Genomic DNA, 16,915 nt, shown 5'->3' on the forward strand with positions numbered 1-16,915 from the left:
GCTACTGCGCCCCCTCGGCCTCGAGGGCCCGGGCGAGGGCCTCCGTCAGCTGCTCGTCGGCCGCCGCGAACGCGGTCAGGTCGCCGGCGCGCAGGGCCGCCTCGCGAGCGTCGAGCGCGGTCCGGGCGTCGCTGAGCGCCTGCTGCAGCGGCGTCTGGTCGCCGGTGTCGGCGTCCGATCCACCGGTCTCGGTGTCCGTTCCCGGATCCGTCCCGACGTCGGTGCCCGGGTCGGTGCCGGTGTCCGGAGTCGTGGGCGTGCCCGTGTCGCCGGCCGTCGCTCCCGAGTCGCCGCCGAAGAGGCTGTCGAGCGCGGCGTCGAGGGTGTCCTCGAACGCGATGTCGTCACCGAACGCGACCAGCACCTTCTGGAGGAGCGGGAAGCTCGTGTCGCCGTTGGAGCGGACGTAGATCGGCTGCACGTACAGCAGACCGCCGCCGACGGGGAGCGTCAGCAGGTTGCCTCGGGTGACCGTGGTGTCACCGCGCGACAGGATGTTGAGCTCGTTCGCGACCGTGGGGTCGGTCGTGAACGCGTTCTGCACCTGGCCGGGTCCGGGGACAGTGTCGTCCTTGGGCAGCTCGAGGAGGCGGAGCGTGCCGTAGCCGTCGGCCACCTCGCCGTCCGCGGATCCCGCGTCGGAGTCGGCCACGAGGTAGCCGGTGAGCACGTTGCGGCTCGTCTGGCTGCCCGCGACGCTCGCCGGGATGTACGTCGAGTAGAGCGAGTACGACGGGACGTCCTGGTCGGGGGTCTGCAGCGTCAGGTAGTACGGCGGCTGCAGGGTGTCGCCGGTCGCGGCGGCCGTGGTCGCGGCTCCGCTCGTCGGGTCGTTCGGCGTCGACCAGGCGTCCTCACGGGAGTAGAAGGACCCCGCCTCGGTCACGTGGTAGGTGCCGAGCACCGCGCGCTGGACCTTGAAGAGGTCCTCCGGGTAGCGGACGTGGCTGATCAGGTCGGCCGACATGTCGCTGACCGGCTTCACCGTCGACGGGAAGATCTTCTGCCAGGTCTGCAGGATCGGGTCCTCGGTGTCCCAGGCGTACAGGGTGACCTTGCCGTCGTAGGCGTCGACCGTGGCCTTCACCGAGTTGCGGATGTAGTTCACGTCGTCGGTCGGGAACTGCTGCTGGGTGTTGGTGTCGGCGATCGCCTGCGAGAGGCTCTGCACAGCGGAGTAGGGGTATTCGGCCGACGTGGTGTAGCCGTCCACCACCCAGACCACGCGGTCGTCGACGACGGTCGGGTACGCGTCGGAGTCGAGGGTCAGGTAGGGAGCGACCTTCTGCACGCGGTCGACCGGATTGCGGTCGTAGAGGATCTGCGACTCGCTGTTCACGCCGTCCGACAGGAAGATCTGCTCGGACTGGAACTTGATCGCGTAGACGAGCTTCTTGAAGACGTTGTCGAGCGACGGACCGCCCTCGCCGTCGAAGGTCGTGTACGTCTGCTGCGCCCCGTCGGTGCCCGAGGGGTAGTCGAGCTCGATGTCGCGCGACTCGGTGCCGCCGACGATCGAGTACGCCGGCGAGTTCTCGCCGAAGTAGATCCGCGGCTCGTAGTCGCCGAGGTCGCCGGTCGTGGGCACACCGGACTCGATGAACACGGGCTCACCGTCGGCCGAGCGCTGGTTGCCGTAGGCGGCGACGAGGCCGTAGCCGTGGGTGTAGACGAGCGTCTGGTTGTACCAGGTCTGGTTGTTGCCCAGGCCGTTGAGGTTCAGCTCGCGGACGCCGACGACCGCGTCCTGGGTGGAGCCGTCGATCGAGTAGCGGTCGACGTCGAGCGAGTTGCGGTCGTCGCCGAAGGAGTAGTACTGGCGGAACTGCTGGAGCTGCGAGAACGCGTCGGTCACGACCGCGGGGTCGATGATGCGGATGTTCGCGGTGGTCTCCGCGTCCGATCGCAGCGCCCCCGGAGCGGCATCGGTCGTTGCGTCGTACGGGATCACCTCGACGTCGTCGACGCCGTAAGCCTGCCGGGTCATGTCGATGTTGCGCTGGATGTACTCGGACTCGAGCGTGCGCTCGTTCGGCACCACCTGGAAGGTCTGCACGACCCAGGGGGCGAGCGACCCGACGAGCAGGCTCGACACGATGAGCAGCGCGGTTCCGATGACCGGGAGGCGCCAGCGGCCGATGAACGCCGTGACGACGAAGAGGACCGCGACGAGCGCCGCGACCAGCGCGAGGATCTGCAGACCCGGGATCGTGGCGTTGACGGTGGCGTAGGTCGCTCCGGTGATGCGGGCTCCCTGGTCGGTGAGGGTCGCGTACTGGTCGAGCCAGAGGCTGACCGCCTGCACCAGCAGGTAGAGCGCAGCGATGATGGCGACCTGGATGCGGGAGGACTTCGAGACGCGCACCTCGCGGCCGTTCACGCGGATCGCTCCGTAGAGGTAGCCGGTGGCCAGGGTGGCGAGCGCCGAGATGATGAGGACGGCGGAGGCGAAGCCGACGATGCTCTGGTAGAAGGGCAGCTCGAAGAGGTAGAAGGAGGTGTCCAGACCGAATTGCGGGTCGACGTCACCCGAGGGCGTGCGGTTCCAGAAGGTCAGGCTGGTCTGCCAGCGCGACGCGGAGGACACTCCGGCGAAGAGGCCCAGGACCGCCGGGATCCCGAAGGTCGCCAGGCGCCGCAGCGGCTCGACAACCTGCTGGTAGCGGTCGATCTGCGAGTTGAGCTTCGCGTAGACCGGCCGGAGGCGGTACGCCAGACTGAGGCTGATGAAGACCGGGACGGCCATCGCGACGAAGCCGATGGCGAAGAGCCCGCCCGCGGCCGCCCACTGCGTCGTGAGCACGGAGAGGAAGCCGAGCTGGTCGTACCAGAGGATGTCGGTGTAGAGACCGGCGAAGACGAAGAACGCCACCACCAGAGCGGCCACGACCACGACAGTGACGGCGAGGGCGCTCCGTCTCTTCCGCGGCGGGGTTTCGGTTGCTGTGGAACTCACGGATAAGCCTCTTGCTGTCGAGATGTGAGGGGAGGGCACCCATGCTATGCGACGGGTGTCCGGCCCACCTGAGCGTCGGCCCCGACCGCCGGGAGTCGCAGATCAGTCGATCGGCTCGGCCGCGTCGCAGGTCGGCAGCCCGGAGACGTCGTCCGCTGCGATGCCCTCGAGCGCGGCGAGCGCCTCGTCGAGCGTCGAGACGCTGAGCACCTGCAGCCCGTCCGGCACGTGCCCGACGACCTCTCCGCAGTTCTGCGCAGGAGAGAGGAACCAGTCGGCTCCGGCGTCGACCGCTCCGAACATCTTCTGCCGGATCCCCCCGATCGGCCCGACCTCGCCGGCGGCGTCGATGGTGCCGGTGCCGGCCACCGCCGCTCCTCCGTTGAGCGACCCCTCGGTGAGCTTGTCGATGATGCCGAGCGCGAACATCATGCCGGCGCTGGGGCCGCCCACGTCGTCGAGCTGGATGTCGACCTCGAAGGGGAAGTCGAACGCGGCGCCGGCGACGATGCCGAGGACAGCGGAGCCGTCGCGGTCGACGGGCACGACGCGGACGTCCTGCTGCTCCCCGTCGCGCTCGACGGTCAGGTCGACGGGCGAGCCCGCTTCGGACGCCTGCACCGCCTCGCGCAGCGCGGCCACGTCGGTGATCGGCTCGCCCCCGACCGCGACGACCGCGTCTCCGGGCTCGAGGACGTCGACCGACGGCGACCCCTCGGGGATCTGCACGACGGACACGCGCTGCTCGACCGGGTACCCCAGCTCGGTCAGCGCGGCGGCGATCGCCTCCTGCTGCGAATCCGTCATCTCGGCCTGGTTCGCCTCGTCGCGCTGCTCGACGGTGACCGACCGCGGGAAGATCGACTCGACCGGCACGACCGCCTTGCTGCGATCGAACCAGGCGCCGACGATCTCGACCCAGCTCGGCAGGCTCTCGGGGTTGCCGACGACCGAGACGGTCAGCATGTCGAGGGTTCCGGTGGTGGGGTAGGTCGGCTCGTCGGGGATGGAGATGAGAGGCACGTCCTCGCCGTCGGCCTCGCTCGTGCCCAGGGTGTCGAAGACGGGGCCCGGCTGCTCGATGACGTAGGGGGCCGGGGCGACGCCCAGCACCACGACGAGCGCGACTCCCGAGAACAGCACGGCCGGCCCCACCCAGGCCCGCCGCTCCAGCGTGGGAGAGCGCCGGGGATCGTCGGAGAACAGCGTCACGGGGGCCTTCCTCAGGGCGTGCGGGGAAGCTCCGCCGGAGTGTTCGCGGCGGGCGGAAGCGGGCCCTGCGGTTGCGGTCGTCTTCAGGCCGATCGCCCGGGCACTCGGGCTAACGTAGCTTGCACGACTGGGAGTCGAGTCACGATCCCGGGCGTTCACGCGAACGACGGAGGGCTGATCCGAATGGCCGCAGGCGACAGTGCTGACCGACCCGGCGAGGGCTCGGAGGACGAGTTCCGCGAGATGCTGAGCCGGTTCCTCTCGGGCGACGGGCCGATCGATCCCTCCCAGCTGGCCGGTGCCGCCGGGCTGCCCAACGACCCGGTCGCGCTGCAGAACCTGCTCTCGCAGCTGCAGAGCGCGATGCAGCAGAACGGCGACGGGATCAACTGGACGCTCGCGAGCGAGCAGGCCAAGCAGCTCGCCCGCACCGACTCGGTGCCGGTCACCGACTCCGTGCGCGCACCGCTCGACGGGGCCTTCGGCGTCGCCGCCCTCTGGCTCGACGAGGTCGCCCACGTGTCCGAGCTCAGCCGTGCGCCGCGCAGCATCAGCCGCCTCGAGTGGATCTCTCTCACGATGCCGGTGTGGACGCAGCTCGCCGAGCCCGTCGCCCTGAGCATCTCGGACGCTCTGACCCGGGTGATGCGCGAGCAGGCTCCGGAGGAGATGCGCGCGATGATCGCCGGCGCCGAGAACATGATGCGCGGCATCGGCGGCACGCTGTTCGCCCTCCAGCTCGGGCAGGTCGTGGGGCAGCTCGCGGCCGAGGTCGTCTCGGGCGGCGACATCGGCATCCCGCTGCTCGAAGAGGGCGACGCCGCGATCCTGCCGCAGAACGTCGCCGCGTTCGGCGAGGGCCTCGACATCCCGATCGACCAGGTCCAGATCTACCTGGCGGTCCGCGAGCTCGCCCACGCCCGCCTCTTCCGCCACGGCAAGTGGCTCCGCCTGGCCCTGATCTCGCAGATCACCGACTTCGCGCGCGGCATCAGCATCGACACCACCCGCCTCGAGGAGCTCGCCGAGACCTTCGACCCCTCGAACCCCGAGGAGCTGCGCGACGCGATGACCTCCGGCGCGCTGATCCCGCCGAAGACGGAGGAGCAGCTCGCTGCGCACGCCCGCCTCGAGACGGTCCTCGCGCTCATCGAGGGCTGGGTCGACGTGGTGACCGCCGCCGCGACGACGCGCCTGCCCAGTGCCGGAGCGATCGCCGAGACCGTCCGCCGCCGCCGCGCCTCCGGGGGGCCGGCCGAGTCGGCGTTCGCGACCCTCGTGGGCCTGGAGCTCCGGCCGCGGCGTCTGCGCGACGCCGCCGCCATGTGGCAGGCCGTCACCGACGCGGTCGGAGCGGAGGCGCGCGACAGCCTGTGGTCGCACCCCGACCTGCTGCCCGGCTCCGAGGACCTGGACGACCCGAGCCGCCTCGTGGCGCGGCTCAGCGCGGAGGCCCGGGGCGAGACTCCGGAGCCGGACGAGATGGACCTCGCGCTCGAGGAGCTCCTGAACGGCGGGACGCCCGACGCCTCCTCCGAGGACGGCACCGGCCCGACGGGCGACCGTCCCGTCTGATCCGACGCCTGCGAGGGGCCTGTGGAGAACTCCGCGGGCCCCTCCGTCGTTTCGGCCATGCTCTCGGCATGGTCCTCCGGCTCGATCCCCGACTCCCCGTCCTCTGGCGCTCCGCGACCGCGGTGCAGATCGGCCTCGACCGCCCGCACGCGGTCCTCGAGGGCGTCGGCTACGCGGAGGAGCTGCTGCTGCACGCCCTGCGGGTCGGGACGAGCGCCGGCACCGCTCGGCTGATCGCGCGACGGGCGGGCGCCTCCGACGACCGGATCGACGACCTGCTCGAGACGCTGCGCCCGGTGCTCTCCCGCAACGTCTCCCCCGCCCCGCCGCCGGCGCCGCGCGTCGTCGTCGAGGGCGATGGAGCCGCGGCGGACGCCCTGCGCACCCTGCTGCGCGGCGAAGGCTGCGAGCTGGTGGCGGAGGACGAGGTCCCGGACGTGGCGGTGCTCCTCGCCGACTTCGCCGTCGCTCCCGCACGGGCGGCGCACTGGCTGGCGGCGGACGTCCCCCACCTCGCGGTGGTCTTCGGCGACGAGGCCGTCCGGGTCGGCCCGCTGGTCGAGCCGGGCGCGGGGCCCTGCCTGCACTGCGCCGAGCGCGACCGCATCGACTTCGACCCCGAGTGGCCGCGGCTCGTGATCCAGGTGCTCGGCCGCCGCGCCCCGACCAGGACGGGCCTCGCCAGCGCCTCGATCGCCGTGGTTGCGGCCGATGCGGTGCTCCGCCGGGTCCTCGCGGGATCGACGGCGTTGCGCGAGAGCGAGCGCACCTACTCCGACGCCTCGGGCGGCTTCAGCGAGCGGAGGCTGGAGCCGCACCGCGAGTGCGCGTGCCGAGCTCTTCCAGGAACCTCGACGGCTCCCGCCTCGTGACGCGGCCCACGGTCGAGCGCGACCACGACAGGCGCAACCGCCTGCGCGCGCGGGTGATGCCGACGTAGAGGAGGCGGCGCTCCTCGTCGATGCCCTCGAGACCGCTCGCGTACGAGATCGGCAGCAGCCCCTCCGACAGGCCCATCAGGTGGACCGACTCCCACTCCAGGCCCTTCGCGGAGTGGATGGTCGCGAGGGTCACCGCCGCCCGGTCGGGCTCGTGGTGCACCTGCTGGCGGGCGAGGAGGTCGTCGGTGAACTGCCGGAAGCTCCAGCCCGCGGGGGCCTCGTCGACCAGGCGGGCGAGGGTGTCGAGCGACTCCCAGCGATCGCGGACGGCGCCGGGGGCCGACGGCGGCTCGGCGCTCCAGCCGAGCGAGCGAAGGACGTCGCTGACCGACTTGAAGAGGGGCTCGCCGGCGATCGAGACCGAGGCTGCGCGCAGCTGCATGACCGCCTGCTTCACCTCGGGCAGGTCGAAGAAGCGCTTGCCGCCGCGCATGTGCGCGCTGACACCGCGCTCGGTGAGCGCGTGCTCGAGCACCGCCGACTGCGAGTTGGTGCGGAAGAGGATCGCGATGTCGGAGGGTCGGACGCCCGCCTGGATGTCGGCGGCGACCCGCTCGGCCACTCCGCGCGCCTCCGCGATGTCGTCGGGGTAGGCGTCGATGGAGGGCTCGGGCGCCTCGCCCTTCTCGACGGCGTGCAGGACGAGCGCGCCGGGGCGACCGCGCATCAGGCGGTTCGCCGTCTGCACGATCGGAGTCGCGGAGCGGTAGTTCTCCTCGAGGCGCACCACGGTGGCGGAGGGCCAGCGGCCCGGGAAGTCGAGGAGGTAGTCGGCGCGGGCGCCGGCGAAGGAGTAGATCGTCTGACTCGCGTCGCCCACGACGCACAGGTCGCTGCGGTCGCCGAGCCACAGCTCGAGCAGCCGCTGCTGGAGCGGGTTCACGTCCTGGTACTCGTCGACGACGAAGAAGCGGTACTGCTCGCGGACCTGCATGGCCATCGCCGGCTCCGACTCGAGCATGCCCGCGGTGACGAGCAGGACGTCCTCGAAGTCGATCTGGCGGCGCTGGTCCTTCAGCCCCTCGTACTCGTCGACGAGAGCGACGGTCTGCTCGAGCGTCAGCCGACCGGGGAGCGCACGGGTGCGGGCCGCGACGGCGTACTGCTCGAGCGACAGCGCCGAGACCTTCCGCCACTCGATCTCGGCCGAGAGGTCGCGCAGCGTCGCAGTGTCGAGCTTCAGCCGGAGCCGCTCGGCGGCGTGGCCGAGCAGGCGGGCCTTGCCGTCTAGCAGCTGCGGCATCGTTCCGCCGACGAGCTGGGGCCAGAAGTAGCCCAGCTGCGACAGCGCCGCGGCGTGGAACGTGCGGGCCTGCACTCCCCCGGCGCCGAGGACGCGCAGGCGCGAGCGCAGCTCCGCTGCGGACCGGCTCGTGAAAGTCAGCGCCATCACCCGGCTCGGCGTGTAGACGCCGGTCGCGACGCCGTGGGCGATGCGGTGCGTGATGGTGCGGGTCTTGCCCGTGCCCGCTCCCGCGAGCACGCAGACCGGGCCGAGCAGCGCCTCCGCCGCCTCGCGCTGCCCCTCGTCGAGTCCGTCGAGCAGGCTCACGCGATGGGCCCGTTCTCGAGCTCGCCCCCGTACCAGTCCTCGATCATGGCGCGGGCGATGGAGGAGCGGCCCGGCAGCAGGACCGACTCGAGCGAGTCGCGCAGCTGGTCGCGGGTGAACCAGCGGAGGTCGACGATCTCCTCGCCGTCGGGGAGCAGAGCGGCCGGCTCCTGGTCGGGCGCGAGGCGGGCGGTGAAGCCGACCATCAGCGAGGCGGGGAAGGGCCACGGCTGCGAGCCGAGGTAGACGGGATCGACGACGCGCATGCCCGACTCCTCGAAGATCTCGCGGACGACGGCGGCCTCGAGGGACTCCCCCGGCTCGACGAAGCCGGCGAGGAGCGAGAAGCGGTCGGCCCCCCACATGGCGTTCGAGCCGAGCAGCAGGCGGTCGTCGGCGTCGAGGACGCAGACGATGATCGCGGGGTCGGTGCGCGGGAAGACCTGGCTGCCGTCGGTGGGCGAGCGGCGCACCCAGCCGCCCTGCTCCACGATCGTCGGGTCGCCGTTGCGCGGAGAGTAGGCGTGGGAGGCGTGCCAGTTGGCGATCGCGAGCGCCTCGGTGAAGAGGCCGGCGTCGCGGCGGCTGAGGCGCTCGGCGATCGGGCGCAGCGCGCTCCAGCGCTCCTCGTCCGGCTCGAGCTCGAGCGCGGCGGCCTCGGTGAGGACCGTGGCGACGACGGGCGTGCCCGCGGGCTCCCCCGGGGCGTCGACGGTGGTGCGGCCGAGGTAGACGCGGAGGGTGCCCGCGGTGACCGCGCTCGCGCTCTGCAGGGCGAGGGCGTCGCCGTCGACGAGGGCGCGATCCTTCCGCAGAGCGAGGACCCGGGTGGCGGGATCGGCGAGCAGCTCGTCGTAGAGATCCGGACGGGCGCGGGTGAGGTAGTCGCGATCGACGGCCTGACGGGCGAGCGGGAGGCGTTCGATGAAGGGCGTGGTCATTCGGAGCTCTTTCCAGGAGGCGGTGCCGCGGGATCGGGAGGCGCGGGAAGGGTCGGGCGGAGCCGCTGGGCCGGAGCCGTCTCCCGAGCACGGCATCGGCGGGAGAGCGCGTGGCGGACGGGCCGGTCGGGGGCGGAGCGACCTAACCTGGAGCCATGGCCAGATCCCATCTCACTCTAGCCGCGCTGGCCACTTCGGCCGTCGAGGGCCTCGACGTCCGGACCGCGCGCGCGTTCACCCACTCGACCCACGGGGACTTCGACTCCGCCCTGCTCTCGACCCGTGAGGGGGCCCGGCTCCTCGTGCGCGTGCCGACCTCGCCGCTGGCCGAGCAGGAGCAGCTCGGCGACCTCGTCGCGCTGCGCGCGCTGACCGCGGGGATCCGCAGCCGCCTGCCGTTCGACCTCCACACGAGCGTCGGGCAGGCGCCCTTCGACGGCACCCGGGCCGTGGTCTACGAGTTCCTCGACGGCGACCGCGTCCTCATCGACGACGTCGCCCCGGCGAGCGGGCTCGCCGACTCGATCGGTCGCGCGATCGGAGCGATCCACTCGCTGCCGGCGTCGTTCGTGCAGGAGGCGGGCCTGCCCGTCTCGACCGCCCGCGACAGCGTGAACGAGACGGTCGCCGTGATCGAGCGCGCCGCCGACACCGGGCACGTCCCCGCGGCGCTCGTCGCGCGCTGGGAGACGGCGTCCTCGGACGAGTCGCTCTGGCAGTTCGACCCGACCGTGGTGAACGGCTCGATGACGTCGGACTCCTTCCTGCGCTCGGGCGAGGTCGTCACCGCGGTGCTGGGCTGGGCGGCGCTGCGCGTCGGCGACCCGGCACGCGATCTGCACTGGCTGCTGAGCGCCCCCGGAGCCGGCACCGCCTTCGCCGCCTACTCGCGGATGCGCGCGGGAGCGGTCGACCGGACCCTGCGCCAGCGGGCGCAGCTCTACGCCGAGCTCGAGCTGGCGCGCTGGCTGCTGCACGGCACCGAGACCGACGACTCCGCGATCGTCGACGACGCGGTGGCGATGCTCGACACGCTCGTCGACAGCGTGCTCGGCGACCTCTCCGCCCCGCTGTCGTCCGACACGGGCCCGGTGCTCGAGGTCTCGGAGGTCGAGGAGCTGCTGAACCGCACGCCCGGCGCCCGGACCGGCGCCTCGGCTCACGGCCGCGGCCTCGCCCCGAGGGCCGAGGAGAGCGACTCCGAGAGCTCCCGCTCCGAGTAGAACCGCTCGGGTCGCAGCACCAGGTCGTCGGCCACGAAGTAGAAGACGGCGTCGATGCTCTCGAGCGGCACGCCCTTCCACTTCGCGAAGGCCAGCCGGTAGAGCGCGAGCTGGAACTGCTTCAGCTCGAGGTCGGCCGCGTCCTTCGGGGCGCGGCCGGTCTTCCAGTCGACGATCTGGTAGCCGCCTGCGACGGGGTAGACAGCGTCGATCTTGCAGACGACGACGTGCTCGGCGAGCTGCAGGTGGATCTCGATCTCGACGGCCTCCGGGCGGCGGGTCGCCCACTCCGAGTGCTCGAAGGTCTCGACGAGGGCGGCGAGCCGCTCCTGCTCGACGCTCGCCCCGCCGAGGTCGTCGAGCTCGTCGGGGAACGTGTCGACCGCCTCAGCCTCGCCCTGGACGCCGAAGCGGTTCTCGACCCAGGAGTGGAACGTCGTGCCGAGCCGGGTCTGGCGGTACGGGCGCTCGGGCATCGGCCGGCGCAGCTGGGCGGCGACCTCCTCCGGCGCGCTGATGACGTCCTTGAAGCGCGAGGCGGGGATGCGCACGGGCAGCGCGACGCGCTCCCCGCCGGCGAGTCGCACGGCGCGCTCGGCGAGCAGCAGCCGGATGTCGTCGCCTCGCGGGCCCTGGAGCCCCGGCTCGGCGATCCGCACCCGCTCGGCGGCAGCGCGCACGCGCTCCCCGCGCGATCCGAGCGGATCGTGCGGCCAGCGGAAGGTGCGCGGGGCGCGCTCGAGGGGGTTCTCGAGGTGGGAGGGCTCGACGGGGAGCTCGGGGATCGTGCCGGCCTCGGCCAGGTCGCGGAGGAACACGCCGGGCCCGCGGGGCTTGGACTGCCCCGCCCACCACGATCCGCTCAGCAGCAGGTGGTGGCGGGCGCGGGTCACGGCGACGTAGGCGAGGCGCCGCTCCTCGGACTCGTTGCGCTCGCGCAGGGTGTCGCCGAACTCGCCGATCGCGTCGACGACGTCCTTCTGCGTCTCGGCGGTGCGCCAGTCGAGATCGGGCAGCTCGGCCGCGTCGCCGCGGAAGGCGTAGGGCATGGCGCCCAGCCGCACCCAGCCACGGAAGCCCTCGACCGGCGTACCCGGGAGCTCGCCGTCGACCATCCGCGGCACCGCGACGAGGTCCCACTCGAGGCCCTTCGAGCCGTGGATCGTCAGCAGCTGCACCGTTCCCGGCTCCGGATCCTCCGGTCGGGGCGCCAGGCCGTCGCGCTTGTCGGCGAGGACCAGCCAGCGGAGGAAGCCGCGGAGCGAGGACCCGGTGCCGCCGCCCCGGTCGTCGGTCTGCAGGTAGCCGGCGACGGCCTCGCGGAAGGCCTCGAGGTTCGCGCGGCCGTCGCTGCGCGACTCGTTCGCCTCCACCTCGATGTCGAGGCCGAGCTCCTGCTCGACGAGGGTGACGAAGTCGAGCAGGTCGAGTCCGGCCCGGGCCCGGAGCCGGGCGAAGAGCGTGCCCGCGTCGTGCATCCGGGCGAGACCCTGCTCGCTGAAGGCCGAGAGGGCGGAGTGGTCGAGCCTGCCGTCCTCGCCCGGGCGGCGCGAGGCGATGAAGTCGAGCGCCTCGATGATCGAGCCGCCCTCGCCCTCGGTGACGGAGGCGCGCATCCTCTCGCGGACGTCCTCGGGCAGCAGCCGGTGCGCGTGGTCGCGCGACGCGAGCCAGGAGGCGAGATCTCGCAGGGCGCGGAGATCCCTGACCCCGATCCGCCAGCGCGCGCCGGCGAGGAGGCGGACGAGCTCGCTGCCGGCGGCCGGGTCCTCCACCACGGTGAGGGCCGCGACCAGATCGGCGATCTCGGGTTGGCGGAGCAGCCCCCCGATCCCGAGGATGTGGTACCGCACGCCGTGCTTCGCCAGGGCCGCCGCGAAGCGGTCCATGTGGGCGCGGACGCGGAAGAGGGCGGCGGCCGACGGCGGCTCGGGGTTCTCGGCGAGCCGGCCCGCGAACCAGCGGGCGACGTCGTCGGCCTCGTCCTCGATGGTCTCGGGGAAGGTCAGCTCGACGGGGTGCCCGCTCGCGGCGGGACCGGCCTCGAGTCGGTCGACCGCCACTCCGCTGGTCGCCTCGAGCGGCCGGACGATCGCGTTCGCCGCGGCGAGGACGCGATGGCCGTTGCGCCAGCTCATGCTGAGCGAGAAGCGCGCCGCCGAGCCGAAGTCGACTCCGAACCGGCCGAGACCCTCGGCGCTCGCGCCTCGCCAGCCGTAGATCGACTGGTGGGGGTCGCCGACCGCCATGACGCCCTGCCCGGCGAACAGGCGCGAGAGCAGGCGGGTCTGCAGGACGGAGGTGTCCTGGTACTCGTCCAGCAGCACGACCCGGTAGCGCGCGCGGTGCTCGTCGACGAGCTTCGGCACCCGCTCGGTGGTCCGCAGCGCCAGGGCGACCTGGTCCGAGAACTCGACGAAGCCGCGCTCGGCCTTCGCCTCCTGGAAGCGCTCGGCGAGGGAGGTGAGCACGGGCAGCGCGCCGACCGCCTGAACGGCCTTCTCGACCTCGCGGTAGACACCGCTCCCCTTCGAGCCCCGGGGCAGCTCGGCGATCCGCACGAAGTCCTCGGCGAAGCCCGCGACGGCGGCCGGGTCGGCCAGGTTGTCGGCGAGGTCGTGCGCGAGGGCGATGACGAGGTCGGTGAGGCGGTCGATGTTCGCCTCGACGTCGAGGATGCGCGGGTCGGACGTGTCGGCGACCACTCCGCGCGCCAGATGCCAGGCCGAGGCCTCGGACAGCACCGTCGCGTCGCCCTCCCGCCCGATCAGCGCGGCGTTGTCTCGGAAGATCGTGTTGGCGAAGGCGTTGTAGGTGGAGACCGTCGCGGCGTCGAAGGGATCCGGCTCGGTCTGACCCTCCGCGAGCGGGAGGAGCCCCGCCGCGCCGAGCTGGTCGATGCGCCGGCCGATCCGCTCGCCGAGCTCGGCGGCCGCCTTGCGGGTGAACGTCAGTCCGAGCACCTCGGAGGGGGCGGCGAGACCGTTGGCGAGGAGCCACAGCACGCGGTTCGCCATGGTCTCGGTCTTGCCGCTCCCCGCTCCGGCGACGACGAGCGCAGGGGCGAGCGGCGCCTCGATCACGGCGCGCTGCTCGGCCGTCGGCGGGCGGAGGTCGAGCTTCTCGGCGATGGTGAGGGCGTCGATCACGCGGACACCTCCGTCCGGTCCTCATCGGAGCCGTCGTCGGGCTCGACCTCGTCGAGCGCGAGGGTGCCGTCCCCCGAGACCTCCGGCACGGCGTGCTGGCGGTAGCGCAGGGCATCCCCCGGCGAGAACGGCACGGCGTCGAGCAGGCCCGAGAAGGCCGGCGCGGCCATGCCGGTCGCCGCGGCCCGCACCCGTTCGCGCAGGCGCTCGAGCTCCTCCTCGCCGAAGCGCGGCTGCACCACCTCCCGGTAGCGCCTGCCCCGCACCCCGCCCGAGACGAAGAGGAGCTTCGCGCCGCCCCGCTCGGCCGAGCCCGCCGCCTCGATGGCCCCGCTCGCGACCGCGAGCTGGTAGCTGCCGAGCTGGGCGTGCTCCGCGACCGCGGCCTGCGGAGGGATGCTGCGGCCGGTCTTGAGGTCGACGATGGTCACGGAGCCGTCGGCCGAGCGCTCGACGCGGTCGATCGAACCGCGCACGCGGGCCGGCGGCACTCCGATCTCGAACTGCTGCTCGCGGCCGAGGACCTCTCCCCCCGCCTCGCGGAAATCGACGAGGTACTCGGCCAGCCCCTCGACCAGCCGTCGGGTCAGCCGCTTCTGCCGCTCGCCGAGCCAGGGCGACTCGAAGACGAGCTCGGGCCAGCGCGACTCGAGCTGCGCCCACAGGGTCTCGGTGTCGGGCTCGGCCGCGTTCTCGAGCACCCAGTGCACGAGGGTCCCGACGCCCATCGCCGTGCTCGCCGTCGATCCGGACACCGCGTCGACGAACCAGTTGAGCGGCGAGCTCTCGAACGCCTCGAGTCGGCTGGGTGAGACCGACACCGGTCGCTCCGGGTCGTCGAGCTCGAACAGCGGCTCGCTGGTCGAGGGCTCGAGGACTCCGTACCAGGAGACCGGATCGGCCCCGGGCACCTCGGCGAGCGCCAGAGCGCGCAGCCCGCGGATCGCCGCCGGGGCGTCGGGCGAGTTCGGAGTGGTCGCCGTGCGCCGCAGCGCCGCGACCGCTCCCCGCAGGGTGAGGGGCACCGCCGAGGCGGCGTCGAGGTGGGGCACATCGGGCGGCGTCAGCCGGAAGAAGAGGGACGGGGTCTCGTCCTCGCCGGCCACCGCGCTGAGCACGAGCTGGCGGCGCGCGCGGGAGGCGGCGAGCGCGAACATCCGCAGCTCGTCGTCGAGGGTGGCCTTGCGCCCGTCGAGCGGCAGCCCTCCCTCGCCGCGCGCGGCGCGGACCAGCCCGTCGGGGTCCAGGAGGGAGCCGCGCTGGCGGAGGTTGGGCCAGACGCCGTCCTGGAGCCGCGCGACGACCACCACGTCGAACTCGAGCCCGACGACGGAGGAGGGCGTGCCGATCAGCACCGCGTCGTCGACGGAGCGCGGCGCGAGGGTGTCCTCCGGCACCTCGGCCTCGAGGATCTCGGTGACGAAGCCGACCGCCGAGGACGCCGCGGCGCGCTCGACGAAGCGGCGGGCCGCGCTGAAGAGGGCGACCACGCCGTCGAGGTTGCGGTTCGCCTCGGCGGCCGTGAGCCCGGTGCCGAGCGCCAGTTCGCGCCAGGACGTCGCGACCCGGCTCGACTCCCAGGCCGACCAGAGCAGCTCCTCGATCGAGCCGTGGTCGTCGTGCAGCCGCCGGACCCGGTCGATCGTCACCGCCAGGCGCTCGGCCTGCCGCGCGGGGCCGGAGTCGATGGTCGCGAAGCGGCCGGGGGACGAGAGCGCCTCGACGAGCAGGGCGTCGCTCGGGCGGATCCCGTCGCCCGCGAGCTCCTCGGCACGCAGGGCGAGCCGGAGTCGGCGCAGGCCCAGCCGGTCGACGCCGCCGAACGGCCCGAGCAGGAGCTCGGCGGCGAGCGCGGCATCGAGGGGCCGCTCGCCGATGGCGACGCCGACCAGCACGAGCAGCGATCGGGCGGCGTGGTCGTCGCGGAGCGCGCGGCCGGCGAGGACCGAGCGCACCGGCACCTCGGCCACGGCGAGCGCCTTCACGAGCGGCTGCACCGCCGCGCCCGACCGCACGACCACGGCCATGCGGTGCCACGGCACTCCGTCGCGCAGCCGCCGCTCGCGCAGCAGCCGCGCCAGGGTCGCGGCCTCGCGCGCTGCCGTCGGCGCCTGCAGCACGAGGATCGGCGCGGGGCGCCCGGAGCGTCGTCGTCGGCGCCGGCCGCGCGCTGGCGGCCGGCCGCCGCCGCTCCGATGCGCTGGGTCGCCCGCGAGACCAGCGCCCGCAGCGAGGCCGGATGCCGGTGGACGCGCTCGAGGACGAGCGTCTCGGCGTCGCGGACACCGATGCTCGCGGAGAAACGGCCGAGTGTGTCGGAGGAGGCGCCGCGGTAGGCGCTGGTCGCCACGTCGGGGTCGCCGAACGCGATGATCGTCACCCCGCGCGCGGCGAGGGCGCGCAGCAGCACGACGGTCGACTCGCTCGCCTCCTGCAGGTCGTCGACGACCACGAGTCGCAGCGCGGTGATCCGCTCGCCCCCGCCTCCGCCGCGGATGGTCTCGGCCGCGAACGCGGCGAACTCGGCGGCGTCGAGCTTCGTGCCGACGTCCGGCGACATCCAGTCGACGACCTCGCGGAACTCGTCGATCAACTCGGCGGCCGCCGCCCACTCGCCGCGCTCGGCGTCGACCGCGAGCGCCCGGATCGCCGCGGTGTCGAGCCCGTGCTCGGTCGCCCGCATCCCGAACTCGCGCAGCTCCGTGCGGAAGGTGCGGAGCCGGAGCACCTCGGGGCCGAACCCGTCCGGCCAGCGCGGCCCGGTGCCCTCGGCCAGGTGCCCCTCGATCAGCTCCGACAGGAGGACGTCCTGCTCGCCGCCGGTGAGCAGCGTCGGCCGCTCGATGCCGAGCTCCTTGGCGGAGGCGGTGACCGCCTCGAACGCGAGCGACGTCGCGGTGCGCGCCAGGGGCCCGCGCGTCGGCACGTCGAGTCGGAGGGCGAGGACGTCGCGGAGGGAGGTGGCGGCGGTGCGGCTCGCGGCGAGGACGGCGACGGACTCGGGGGCGTAGCCGCGCTCGAGGACCCGCTCGGCCACGAGTTCGACGATCGTCGTCGTCTTGCCCGAACCCGGCGCTCCGAGCACGGCGGCGCTGCGTCCGTCCGGCAGTGCCAGAACGGCTCGCTGCGAGGCGTCGAGCTCGATCCGTGCGCCGGTCTCCGGCCGCTCCTCGACGGAGACGGCAGGGGCGGAGGGGGTTCCAGGAGCGGGCACGCGACCACGCTAGCCAACACCGCCGACACTGCCCGGCGCCCGCGGCGCGGCAGCTCGCGCCCCCGGTCCGCTCAGCGCGAAACCCGCGTCGGGGCCTCGGCACGGTGCCGTATCGTGACAGCCACGTCCCTCCTCCCGAAAGGCAACTGCTG

Annotated in this window: 10 protein-coding genes; 3 read left to right on the top strand and 7 right to left on the bottom strand. The window is 73.2% G+C overall.

Features of this window, described 5'->3' with window-relative positions:
* Position 1: 1 nt before the first annotated feature.
* The gene (locus C1I63_RS16900; RefSeq protein WP_107575517.1) at positions 2-2,956 is read right to left on the bottom strand and encodes a UPF0182 family membrane protein; all 2,955 of its coding nucleotides are present in this window, start codon (positions 2,954-2,956) and stop codon (positions 2-4) included.
* A 102-nt stretch (positions 2,957-3,058) separates the two neighbouring features.
* Positions 3,059-4,168: a YlbL family protein gene (locus tag C1I63_RS16905; protein WP_107575518.1), complete on the bottom strand. Its 1,110-nt coding sequence runs from the start codon at positions 4,166-4,168 to the stop codon at positions 3,059-3,061.
* Between the two features lie 183 nt (positions 4,169-4,351).
* On the opposite strand from C1I63_RS16905, the gene C1I63_RS16910 reads away from it, so the two are divergent.
* On the top strand, positions 4,352-5,743 hold the full coding sequence (locus C1I63_RS16910) for a zinc-dependent metalloprotease (protein WP_230673900.1): 1,392 nt from the start codon (positions 4,352-4,354) through the stop codon (positions 5,741-5,743).
* Between the two features lie 68 nt (positions 5,744-5,811).
* A complete protein-coding gene (locus tag C1I63_RS16915) occupies positions 5,812-6,615 on the top strand; it encodes a hypothetical protein (protein WP_107575519.1) in 804 nt (267 codons plus the stop codon).
* On the opposite strand, the gene C1I63_RS16920 is transcribed toward C1I63_RS16915, so the two are convergent.
* Positions 6,536-8,236, bottom strand: coding sequence for an ATP-dependent helicase (locus C1I63_RS16920; protein ID WP_107575520.1), 1,701 nt, complete (start codon positions 8,234-8,236; stop codon positions 6,536-6,538). The genes C1I63_RS16915 and C1I63_RS16920 overlap by 80 nt on opposite strands.
* Complete coding sequence (gene nudC, locus C1I63_RS16925) at positions 8,233-9,177, bottom strand: NAD(+) diphosphatase (RefSeq protein ID WP_107575521.1); 945 nt, start codon at positions 9,175-9,177, stop codon at positions 8,233-8,235. The genes C1I63_RS16920 and nudC overlap by 4 nt, the downstream gene beginning before the upstream one ends.
* A gap of 155 nt (positions 9,178-9,332) precedes the next feature.
* Between nudC and C1I63_RS16930 the strand changes: the two genes are divergently transcribed.
* Complete coding sequence (locus tag C1I63_RS16930; RefSeq protein WP_055793657.1) at positions 9,333-10,400, top strand: phosphotransferase; 1,068 nt, start codon at positions 9,333-9,335, stop codon at positions 10,398-10,400.
* On the opposite strand, the gene C1I63_RS16935 is transcribed toward C1I63_RS16930, so the two are convergent.
* The 3 genes from C1I63_RS16935 to C1I63_RS20365 are packed head-to-tail and all read right to left on the bottom strand — an operon-like array spanning position 10,337 to position 16,763.
* Complete coding sequence (locus C1I63_RS16935; protein WP_107575522.1) at positions 10,337-13,549, bottom strand: ATP-dependent DNA helicase; 3,213 nt, start codon at positions 13,547-13,549, stop codon at positions 10,337-10,339. The genes C1I63_RS16930 and C1I63_RS16935 overlap by 64 nt on opposite strands.
* The gene (locus C1I63_RS16940) at positions 13,546-15,576 is read right to left on the bottom strand and encodes a PD-(D/E)XK nuclease family protein (RefSeq protein ID WP_483407221.1); all 2,031 of its coding nucleotides are present in this window, start codon (positions 15,574-15,576) and stop codon (positions 13,546-13,548) included. Before C1I63_RS16940 ends, C1I63_RS16935 begins: the two co-directional genes overlap by 4 nt.
* Complete coding sequence (locus tag C1I63_RS20365; protein ID WP_342353114.1) at positions 15,531-16,763, bottom strand: UvrD-helicase domain-containing protein; 1,233 nt, start codon at positions 16,761-16,763, stop codon at positions 15,531-15,533. The genes C1I63_RS16940 and C1I63_RS20365 overlap by 46 nt, the downstream gene beginning before the upstream one ends.
* Between the last annotated feature and the right edge of the window lie 152 nt (positions 16,764-16,915).

It is taken from the genome of Rathayibacter caricis DSM 15933, assembly GCF_003044275.1.
In the GTDB taxonomy this organism is placed as follows: Bacteria; Actinomycetota; Actinomycetes; order Actinomycetales; family Microbacteriaceae; genus Rathayibacter; species Rathayibacter caricis.